The sequence below is a fragment of the Kocuria sabuli genome (assembly GCF_040981185.1).
Taxonomy (GTDB): domain Bacteria; phylum Actinomycetota; class Actinomycetes; order Actinomycetales; family Micrococcaceae; genus Kocuria; species Kocuria sabuli.
The window spans coordinates 1-507 of the sequence record NZ_JAVHZE010000124.1; the positions used below are offsets into that span (position 1 = coordinate 1).

Genomic DNA, 507 nt, shown 5'->3' on the forward strand with positions numbered 1-507 from the left:
CGATCTCCCGGCAAGCATATAATAAGCGCAATGTCTCTGACGGCTTTGCTGAAGATGTCATTGAGTCTATCATCATTGAAAAGGCACGTGAGTATCGTAAGTCAAATCCTGGCTTAGGAGCTGTAAAGTTGCATGCCATATTGAAACAGATGTTTGAGGATACAGGCTGCTTCCCTGGTCGTGACGCATTTGTTGAGATGCTGCGTAAGCATGGGCTCATGGTGCGTATAAAGCGCCGTAGGCGCTATAAGACAACAGATTCCGACCATAATTACCGCAAATATCCAAACTTGATTAAGGGAGTAGTTCCTACCCATCCGAACCAGATTTGGGCAAGTGACATCACCTATGTTGAAACCAATGAAGGTGTGTGCTACCTCTCGCTTATAACAGACCTGTATTCCCATAAAATCGTTGGATGGGCTGTTGGTCCAACATTAGAAACTGTATATCCATTAGAAGCGCTTAAAATGGCATATAAAAGCATTGATGAAGAAACTGCAAAAG

1 protein-coding gene is annotated in these 507 nt (G+C 43.6%); it reads left to right on the plus strand.

Annotated elements, in window-relative coordinates:
* Positions 1–507: DDE-type integrase/transposase/recombinase (locus RE027_RS18235; RefSeq protein WP_368809709.1), on the plus strand; the 507-nt coding region annotated here is incomplete at both ends.